Annotated in this window: 7 protein-coding genes and 1 pseudogene; 5 read left to right on the plus strand and 3 right to left on the minus strand. The window is 61.2% G+C overall.

Annotation, left to right across the window (positions count from 1 at the left end):
- The first annotated feature begins 65 nt into the window (after positions 1-65).
- Positions 66-1,043, plus strand: coding sequence for a glutathione S-transferase family protein (locus ASD02_RS19735; RefSeq protein ID WP_038576325.1), 978 nt, complete (start codon positions 66-68; stop codon positions 1,041-1,043).
- Between the two features lie 107 nt (positions 1,044-1,150).
- Here the strand turns inward: ASD02_RS19735 and ASD02_RS19740 are convergent, their stop codons facing one another.
- Positions 1,151-1,618, minus strand: coding sequence for an NUDIX domain-containing protein (locus ASD02_RS19740; protein WP_107027893.1), 468 nt, complete (start codon positions 1,616-1,618; stop codon positions 1,151-1,153).
- 110 nt (positions 1,619-1,728) lie between these two features.
- Between ASD02_RS19740 and ASD02_RS19745 the strand changes: the two genes are divergently transcribed.
- Positions 1,729-2,631, plus strand: coding sequence for a metallophosphoesterase (locus ASD02_RS19745; protein WP_025427958.1), 903 nt, complete (start codon positions 1,729-1,731; stop codon positions 2,629-2,631).
- Positions 2,632-2,795: 164 nt separating this feature from the next.
- On the plus strand, positions 2,796-3,344 hold the full coding sequence (locus ASD02_RS19750) for a tetratricopeptide repeat protein (protein WP_038577333.1): 549 nt from the start codon (positions 2,796-2,798) through the stop codon (positions 3,342-3,344).
- 64 nt (positions 3,345-3,408) lie between these two features.
- Here the strand turns inward: ASD02_RS19750 and ASD02_RS19755 are convergent, their stop codons facing one another.
- Complete coding sequence (locus ASD02_RS19755; RefSeq protein WP_158268960.1) at positions 3,409-4,200, minus strand: DUF3313 domain-containing protein; 792 nt, start codon at positions 4,198-4,200, stop codon at positions 3,409-3,411.
- Positions 4,201-4,597: 397 nt separating this feature from the next.
- Here ASD02_RS19755 and ASD02_RS19760 point away from each other — a divergent pair, with 397 nt between their 5' ends.
- Positions 4,598-5,116: an RNA polymerase sigma factor gene (locus ASD02_RS19760; protein WP_025427961.1), complete on the plus strand. Its 519-nt coding sequence runs from the start codon at positions 4,598-4,600 to the stop codon at positions 5,114-5,116.
- 3 nt (positions 5,117-5,119) lie between these two features.
- The gene (locus ASD02_RS19765; protein WP_025427962.1) at positions 5,120-5,947 is read left to right on the plus strand and encodes an anti-sigma factor; all 828 of its coding nucleotides are present in this window, start codon (positions 5,120-5,122) and stop codon (positions 5,945-5,947) included.
- A 320-nt stretch (positions 5,948-6,267) separates the two neighbouring features.
- Here the strand turns inward: ASD02_RS19765 and ASD02_RS39405 are convergent.
- Positions 6,268-6,451: pseudogene (locus ASD02_RS39405) on the minus strand (hypothetical protein); the annotation flags it as partial.

Consider the following 6,451-nt stretch of genomic DNA (forward strand, 5'->3'; position numbering starts at 1 on the left):
CGATACCTATCGAAGACCGGCAAAGACGCTATCTATGAACGACGAAACGACAAAGGAGATCGCCCATGGGCAGGCTTGTAGACGGCATCTGGCAGGACGTCTGGTATGACACGGCGGCGACGAAAGGCCATTTCAAGCGCAGCGAATCGCAGTTTCGCAACTGGATCACCGCCGACGGGTCGGCAGGCCCATCCGGCGAGGGCGGCTTCAAGGCCGAGGCCGGGCGCTATCATCTCTACGTCTCGCTTGCCTGCCCCTGGGCGCACCGCACGCTGATCTTCCGCAAGCTGAAGAAGCTCGAAGACCTGATTTCGGTCTCGATCGTCGATCCGCTGATGCTGACGAAGGGCTGGGAGTTCAAGGGCAAGGATGGCGGCACTGTCGACCACCTCTACGGCTTCCACGCCCTCTGGCAGGTCTACGCCCGCGCCGACCCAACCTATTCCGGCCGGGTGACCGTGCCCGTCCTGTGGGACAAGCAGAAAAACACGATCGTCTCGAACGAATCCGCCGAAATCATCCGCATGTTCAACTCCGCCTTCAACGAACTGACAGGCTCGAACGACGATTTCTACCCGGAGGAACTGCGAGGCGAAATCGACGAGCTGAACACCCGCATCTATGGCGCGGTCAACAACGGCGTCTACAAGGCCGGTTTCGCCACGAGCCAGGAAGCTTACGAGGAAGGCGTCACCCCATTGTTCGACATGCTCGACGAACTGGAGGAGCGGCTTGCCACCCGGCGCTACCTGACCGGCAGCAGGCTCACCGAGGCCGACTGGCGGCTGTTCACGACACTGGTGCGCTTCGATCCCGTTTATGTCGGGCACTTCAAGTGCAACATCCGCCGGATCGCCGATTACAGGAACCTGCAGGGTTATCTGCGTGACCTTTACCAGGTGCCTGGCGTGGCCGAGACGGTCAACATGAACCACATCAAGGAACACTATTACCGCAGCCACACGATGATCAATCCGACCGGCGTCGTACCCGTCGGCCCGATCATCGATCTGGATGCGCCGCATGGGCGGCAGGCTGCCTAACGCATGTCGCGCAAAAGTGTGTAGCGGTTTTGCGATCATGACATGCGCAAAAAAAGAGCCTTAAGCCGCCGCCGCGCGTTCACGCGTGCGGCGGCGCGCGGCCGGCCCTACCAGTAGCTGTCGAAAGCCGTGCTGCCCGCAAGCTCGCCAAGCCGGCGGCGCGTTGCCGGCGTCGTATCGTCAGGCAGCGCATCAAGCGCGAAGAAACCGCTCGCGGCGATCTCCAGATCCGGCACCTTCGGCAAGGTCTGGCGCACGCCGTCGCAACGGTAGAAGACCACGTGATCGCGGCGACTCGTGCGCCTGTTGTAATAGACCTGTACCAGTGTCGGCGGGGCGGTCGTTTCCAGATTGCCCTCCTCGCGCAACTCCCGCAGCAACCCTTCGAGCGCGGTCTCGTCGCGGTCGAGCCCGCCACCCGGCAAATGCCAGCCGGGCAGGTAGGAATGCCGCACCAGGAAGACGCGCCCTTCAACGTCGAAGCAAGCGGCACGCACGCCGATCGTCATGCCGCGCGACAACGCGTAATAGCCGTGCACCAGGCGCATCAGGACGCGGAGATACCAGCGTCGCATCTCCGGTGGCCGCTCCTGCTTCAGATGCCTATCCTTCCGCATTGACTGTCAGACCGGATTAATCCGGCGACATGATTCCCCTCAACCGGAATATGCGCTAGACGGGGACGATGTTCAAACTTGCCCATATCTCCGATATCCATCTCGGCCCCCTGCCCGATCTCTCCTTGAGGGAACTTGCCTCCAAGCGCATCACCGGCTTCGTCAACTGGCACCGGAACCGCAGCCGGCACCTGTTCACGGGCACGCTCGACTGCCTGATGGCCGATATCGAGAAGCGCGATCCCGACCATATGGCGATCACCGGAGACCTGGTGAACCTCGCCTCGTCGCGGGAGATCGCAACGGTGACCGATTGGCTCGAGGACGCTGGCGACCCGGCCAACATCTCGATCGTCCCGGGCAATCACGATGCCTATGTGCCCGGCGCCTACGAGAAGACGACGCGCGCCTGGTATCCCTTTATGCGGGCGGATGGCGCACCGGCCGAGTGGCATGAGGGCCATCGCTGCTTCCCCTATCTGCGGGTGCGCGGCCCGGTGGCGCTGATCGGTTGCTCGACTGCGGTCGCGACGCCGCCCTTTGCCGCCAGCGGCTATTTCGGCCAGCGGCAGGCGCGCGCCACCGTCAACCTGCTTCGCCAGGCCGCTGACGCCGGTCTTTTCCGCGTGGTGATGATCCACCATCCGCCGATCCACGGCGCCGCCTCGCTGCACAAGCGCATGCTCGGCATCCGCCGGTTTGCGGCAACGATCTCGTCGGGCGGCGCCGAGCTGGTGATCCACGGCCACACCCACCTCAATACGGTCTACTCGCTGCAGGGCCCGAATGGCCCGGTGCCGGTCGTCGGTATCTCCTCGGCGTCGCAGGGTCCGGGCGGACACAAGCCACAGGCTGCCTACAATCTGTTCACGATTGCCGGCGAGGCCGGCAACTGGTTCCTCACCCGCGAGCGCTACGCGCTCAACGCCGATGCGACCGGCGCCACATTGGTCGAAACCACCCGCTTCTAGGCCCGCTCGCCCGACTTTTCGCCGAAATCCCATCGCCGGGCGAATAAATGCCCCTATTCGTGCGTCACACTCCCGTTCGGGTTCCCACGACCGGCAGAGCGATCTATCCTCTGTGCCGTGAATGGTGTGCTCGGCGCCATTGCATATGTTGGGAGATAGGCATGATGAACCGCAAGACCATTCTATGCGCCCTGTTTGCCGCCAGCGCGGCCGTTTTTGCAGGGCAGACCGCCATGGCCGCCGGCGAGGACACCAGCGAACCGCCGAAGAAAACCAAGACGAGCAGCGAATGCACCAACGGCAAGATCTGGGATGCCAAGAAGAACGCCTGCGTCAATGCCAAGAAGAGCGATCTTAGCGACGACATCCTCTTCGAGGCCGCCCGCGAGCTTGCCTATGCCGGCCAGTATGAGAACTCCATCAAGGTCCTCGGCGCCGTCAAGGATCAGAAGAGCGCCCGCGTGCTGAACTATCTCGGCTATGCCAACCGCAAGGCCGGGCGCATGGAGCTCGGCATGCAGTATTACAAGCGCGCGCTCCAAGCCGACGAGAACTATATCCTCGCCCGCTCCTACATGGGCCAGGCCCTGATCGAACAGGGTCAGGTAGAGGATGCCCGCGTGCAACTGGTCGAGATTCGCGATCGCGGCGGCGAAGACACCTGGGCCTATCGCTCGCTGCTGCAGTCTTTGGGCGGCGTCAGGCAATATTGATGCATGCCCACTGCCTTCCCGAACCTGGGAAGGCAGCCGCGGCATCGATCCTTGAAGCGTCTCCTCAGTTGCGCTTCTTCTCGGTCCATTCCGGCGGCAAGCCCAGCGCGCCGCCGACAATGCCCGTGACCCCCGAGCCACGCCCGAAAACCGCGCAATCGGGATCGGTCGATTTGCCGGTAACCGCATAGGACACGCTATTCGAGACGTTCTTCATCGACGGCAGCTCGAAGTCGGACTTCATCGGATCGTTCGACTTTGCCAGCATCGCGCTGAAATCGTCGGAAAAGTCTCCGGCAAGCTCGAAGGCGTCGGCGGCAGTCGACGCGCGCGAACCGCTGGTGACGATGTTTGCCCCCCGCGCCCAGGTCAGACCCGCGATCTGTTTGCCTCTGGCATCGAAGGCCTCGGCTTCGACCGATAGATTGCCGAGACCGATCGGAAGGCGCGGAACCGGGACAGGCGAGACTTTCGAAGCGACACTCGACACGCCGGCAACGACGGCGTTGGTGGCTTTCACCTTCGTTACAACGGAACGCACCGCCATATCCGCCGGCTTCGACACCGGAACGACATCGAAATGCGCGCTTAGCGCCTCGCACAGCGAGCGGTCGATCGCCGTCGCCACCAGCTTCTTCTGGGGGTCGCCGAGGGTGCCGACATCGGCATTGGAGGCAAAGGTCGTCGGGATCAGATGCACGGTCTTGACCGTCTTGGTCGAAGCGGCATCCACCCGATACTTGGTCTTGGTTACCATCCCGTCGCTTGCGACGAAATCCTTGTAGGAGGACAGCGAACCGGTTTCGCTGAGAGACGCACTCTGGCAACCGGCGAGGCCCGCCAGGGATACGGTCAAGCCGGCCACCCGCAAGAATTTCGGAGCGGGGCGCCACCCGCCATCACGCGGTCGCCCTGTGGAAGGTCGACCGTCATTTCGTCTCTCGCCGCATGCATGCTCGTTCATTGACGCGTCCTCTGTGATCGACCTGGAGTTGTGCGGATGAGTGCCGATCAGATTCGGGCCGAACTTTGACGCAATGCCGGCCCACCCTTGCAGTTTACGGTAACGACCGCCCTGCGAGACGACATGCGGATCGGCAAGGGTTTTTGGGATAACGGCGAAAGAAAGAGCAGATTTCGCTTTCCGATCCGTGACTTCCCTTGCAGACTAACGGTCAAATGTTTCATATCATTCACCGTGGAATTACCTGGCGAATAAAGACACGATCCCGCACGTTTCATTTGGAAGAGCAATGCGCCCAGCGGCAGAAACGAAGGACTTCAGACGCGACTTGGTCAGCTTGCTGCCCAAATTGCGCCGCTTCGCGATGACATTGACGCGCAATGCACATGATGCCGATGATCTTGTCCAGGAAGCTTGCGAAAGAGCGATTACGCGCAGTCACCTCTGGAACGGAGAAGGCCGGCTCGAAAGCTGGATCTACGCCATGACGCGCAACCTCTGGATCGACGAGATCCGCAAACGGAAAGTCCGCACCGGCAGCGGTACGGTCGACGTGTCCGACCAGGACGAACTGAGCATCGAGGCCTCCGCCGAGAAAGCCGTCTACGCCAACCAATTGCAGAAGATGATCCTCTCGATGCCTGAGGGCCTGGCAAGCACCTTCCTGCTGGTCAATGTCGAAGGCCACAGCTACCGCGAGACTGCCGATATCCTCGGTATCCCGATCGGCACGGTGATGAGCAGGCTGTCGACCGCGCGGTTGAGGCTCGCCGCGATGATCTCCGAAAACACCGAAAGGAGGGCATGACCGTTGCAGCAAACAAAAGGTCACGCGCTCGAAGTCCGGTTGTGCGCCTATATCGATGGCGAACTCGGCGAGGCAGAAAAGACTGAACTCGAGACGCTCCTCGCCCGCGACGAGGAAGCCAAGGCGTTGTTTGAAAAGCTGAAGGCCGGCAGCGCCTTCGGCAACACGGCATTCGAGGATTTCCTTCATGATCCCGTGCCGCTGGCGCTGGTGCGTCAGATCAAGCAGGGCTCCGGCATCAATCCCAAGGCGGAACGCGTGACGATCGCTGCCGCCAATGTGCGCAGCGTGCGCATCTGGCCGCGGGTGATGGCTGCTTCCGTGGCGCTGGTGCTGGTCGGTGGCTTCACCGGGTTTATCATCGGCACGGCCAACCACGCCGGCGAGCCGACAAGGGTCGCCTCCGCCCGCACCTGGCTTGACGACATCGCCGACTACCACCGCATTTATTCCCGCCAGAAGGAACGGCTCGTCGAGGTCCCGGCCTCCGAAGCGCCGAAGATCGAGACTTGGCTCGCCTCCAGCGTCGGCGTCCCGTTCACCATTCCCAACCTCACCGGCAAGGGTCTGAACTTCGAGGGTGCGCGTCTGCTCGTCGCCAACAGCAAACCCGTCGCGCAACTTATCTATCGCAATGCCGATGGCGACGTGTTTGCCATCTGCTTCCTCAAGGACAGCGACAGCCCGCAGTCAGACAAGTTCTCCGAAAGCATCCGCGACAATCTCGGCATGGTTTCCTGGCAGCGCGGCGGCGCGTCTTTCGTGCTCGTCGGCCCGTCGGCCAGCATCGGTCTGCACGATCTGGCCGAAGCGGTCTCCACGACAATCTGAGCCGCGACCTCCGCCTGAACCAGGCAACGGAACCATGGCAGCGCCTGTTGCCAGGGTGGATCGTGTTGCCGTCAAAATCAGACATCGACCGCAGCGCGGCAGACTGCATCATCCGCGCGAGCGGCCCTATGCCGAGCCGGGCTGATGTTAGCTCAAGCGGAAATTTTTGCAGGCAACCAAATAGTTACACCTGCTTTCCCGGCCTAAAATACATATGCTGCACCGAAAAAAATTTCGCTCCGAATTGCCGTTTCGCAACACCCGCAAAATTGGCAAAACCCGGCAAGAAAAAACCAACGGTTGACATATCAATACTTTGTCTATATCTCTGACAAATCGATATTTGCTTGCTGAACTTTGGTTACCGCGCATTTAGCAACTGCGCCCTGACGAACCTTCCTTTCAAAAATCGCTATCTTCATCCGCAGCGCTTGTGCGCGGCGGTCATTCAATATGCTATGAAAGGGTTCATCATGACCACTGGCACAGTTAAATGGTTTAATT

It is taken from the genome of Ensifer sp. Root1252, from assembly GCF_001425885.1.
Classification (GTDB): domain Bacteria; phylum Pseudomonadota; class Alphaproteobacteria; order Rhizobiales; family Rhizobiaceae; genus Ensifer; species Ensifer canadensis.

Excerpts from the sequence above, each read along its gene's own strand:
- ASD02_RS19760 (WP_025427961.1), top strand. The coding sequence starts at position 4,598 with ATGCGCCCAGCGGCAGAAACGAAGGACTTCAGACGCGACTTGGTCAGC.
- ASD02_RS19745 (WP_025427958.1), top strand. The coding sequence starts at position 1,729 with ATGTTCAAACTTGCCCATATCTCCGATATCCATCTCGGCCCCCTGCCC.
- ASD02_RS19735 (WP_038576325.1), top strand. The coding sequence starts at position 66 with ATGGGCAGGCTTGTAGACGGCATCTGGCAGGACGTCTGGTATGACACG.
- ASD02_RS19740 (WP_107027893.1), bottom strand. The coding sequence starts at position 1,618 with ATGCGACGCTGGTATCTCCGCGTCCTGATGCGCCTGGTGCACGGCTAT.
- ASD02_RS19750 (WP_038577333.1), top strand. The coding sequence starts at position 2,796 with ATGAACCGCAAGACCATTCTATGCGCCCTGTTTGCCGCCAGCGCGGCC.